Below are 2,707 nucleotides of genomic sequence, written 5' to 3'. Positions count from 1 at the left end.
TGTATTTGTTAACTTAAAAATCAGCCACCATGTTCATTGAAAATTCAGCCACTATATTGATAATCTCGCTTGTAACTTCGTACAAGTGGGAGGCAGGAGATTTGATTACAATGAACCAAAAGTATCACGCTCTCATCCAGTATGTTCACGATGGAAAGTCTTGTCGCCAAATTGCCCGGGATGTTGGTATTAATCGAGACACTGTCCGAAAATATGTTAATGATTACGACCACAAACGCCACCTCCTCATCGAAGGTGGGAAGGAGATTGATGTTCAAGCACTGATTGAATCCCTGACAGAAAAACCAACGTATCAAACAGGATCACGTTCTAAACGAAAAGTAACATCGACGGTAGAAGAGCGAATAAAAGGATTTCTGAAAGAAAATCAAACGAAACGACATCAAGGACAGAGGAAGCAGCAAAAAACCATGATGGATATGTATGAAGCCCTTATGGGCGAAAGGATGGATATTAGTTATAGTACGGTACGTCGAACGGTGCGTCGACTGGAACATCGTCCTCAAGAAGCCTTCGTTAAAGAAATGTACCAACCCGGCGATATCTGTGAGTTTGACTGGGGCGAGGTGAAAGTAACGATAGATGCTCGGCTGCAGGTTTTTCAAATGGCTGTGTTCACATCAGCATATGGCAACTATCGGTGGGCCTGCCTGTTTCCTAAACAAACAACGGAGTGTTTTCAGGAAGCTCATGCGCGGTTTTTTAATCATATAGGGGGTGTCTATGCCACCGTGGTTTATGACAATATGAAGGTGGCTGTGAAACGATTTGTCGGAAAGGAGAAAGAGCCGACTCAGGGGTTGATGGAACTGATGTTGTACTACGGTTTCCACCATCGATTTTGTAACGTACGCCGCGGAAATGAGAAAGGTCATGTCGAACGAAGCGTAGATATGGTTCGACGAAAAGCTTTTGCCATGCGGGATACGTTTGAGAGTTTAGAAGAAGCGAACCTTTATCTTCAATCGGTATGTGACGAGAACCTTAATCAAAGAAAGTTTGCGATTTATGAGGGGCAAACGCCCTTCGAGCGTTTAGAGGAAGAACATCCTGTTCTTTTTCCAGCACCTCCTAAGTGGGACGCTGCCCTCGTTCATTACCTCCGGGCGGACAAATATGCCACCGTGATTGTCGATCAAAACCGTTACTCGGTGCCGGATCATCTTGTAGGGGAAATAATCATGGTTAAAGTCTATGCCGAACGGATTCATTGTTTTTATAACGAGGAGGTCGTAGCTGAACATGAGCGGTTGAGCGGACAGCACCGGTGGAATCTCCAATTGCCTCACGTGCTGGATACATTACAAAAAAAGCCTGGTGCATTAGCGGGCAGCCTAGCCCTGCATCAGGCCAATCAAAAACTTAAAACAATCTACTGGACCTATTATAACGGAAAAGAGAAAGATTTTATAGCCTTGTGCCACTATTTGCAAGACGAGACTCTTGATAACGTGCTGGAGAGCATCGACCAACTGCATGCGATTCACCCAAAGCATGTGACAACAGACAAAATCAAGGTGTTGAACGCTAAGAAAAACCAGGAGAATATTTCTCAGCCCATTGCCGTATCGGACGATACAGAAGCGATTACTTTCCAGGCCCGTCACCAAATGAAAAGATACGATCAACTGCTACATCAAACAGCATCAAAAGGGGGTGTTTCTTCATGACAATTAAATCCCAAACAGAGTGGCAGCAGGAAGTTATCGCCTATGCTAAAGAGTTAAAATTACCGATGATCCGGAAGCTGGCAGCTGAACATGCTTCAGAAGCTAATCTGGAGGATAGCAGTTATGAAGCTTTTCTAGCACAGCTCCTGCAAAAAGAATGTGATGCGCGGCGGGAATCAGCACGATATCATCGGATCCGCCGTGCTGAGTTCCCGCAAAAAAAGTATTTAGAAGACCTTTCGGTCGAGGACCTGCCGAATGATGCCCAGAAGAAATTGTCGAATCTTAAATCCCTGGATTTTATTCGTGAAGGGCGCAACGCGATTTTTTCTGGCAATCCGGGAACCGGAAAAAGTCATATTGCGATCGGATTAGGGATGAAGGCATGCCTGGAAGGATATAAAGTGTGGTTTACAACCGTCCCTATTCTCGTGAATCGCATCAAGGAGACGAGAGCCGAAAATACGCTGCGGAATTTTCAGAGCCGATTTGAAAAATATGACCTCGTTATCGCGGATGAAATGGGATATATCTCGTTTGATAAAGAAGGGGCTGAACAGCTGTTCACGCATCTATCTCTTCGAGCAGGAAGAAAATCGACAATTATCACCTCTAATTTATCGTTTGAACGATGGGGAGAAATTTTTCAGGATGAAGTTATGACTGCGGCTATGATTGATCGGCTGACCCATCAAGCTCATATTGTCAATATGAACGGAAGTTCTTACCGCATGAAAGAAACAGAAGAATGGTTAAATGCCCAATAGTAAAAATGAATTCTATCCACGCCACACGGAAAAGGGAGGGGAGAAGCGTTTAGATGTCACAGAACTAATAAGGGGCCGAACCAAGCATCATGGCAGATGAATAAAAAAAGGGGGAATTCACCTTATTCTTCATTCGAAACATCGAAAACGCGCATCACTGTTCTTTGACAATGAAATAGAAGCCAAATAGTGTAGTAGCTATCCAAGCTTCAATGAATCGTTGAATCCATTTCATTAAACAAAGTTTAT

Annotated in this window: 2 protein-coding genes; both read left to right on the top strand. The window is 43.9% G+C overall.

The window, feature by feature from the left end:
• Positions 1-110 precede the first annotated feature (110 nt).
• A complete protein-coding gene (gene istA / locus BM058_RS17910; protein WP_218151920.1) occupies positions 111-1,691 on the top strand; it encodes an IS21 family transposase in 1,581 nt (526 codons plus the stop codon).
• The gene (istB, locus tag BM058_RS17905) at positions 1,688-2,458 is read left to right on the top strand and encodes an IS21-like element helper ATPase IstB (protein WP_090929160.1); all 771 of its coding nucleotides are present in this window, start codon (positions 1,688-1,690) and stop codon (positions 2,456-2,458) included. The genes istA and istB overlap by 4 nt, the downstream gene beginning before the upstream one ends.
• Positions 2,459-2,707: the final 249 nt, after the last annotated feature.

The organism is Salibacterium qingdaonense (assembly GCF_900114715.1).
GTDB classification, from domain to species: domain Bacteria; phylum Bacillota; class Bacilli; order Bacillales; family Marinococcaceae; genus Salibacterium; species Salibacterium qingdaonense.
The sequence above is the reverse complement of the archived record's forward strand: the minus strand, read 5'-3'. Positions and strand labels throughout refer to the sequence as shown.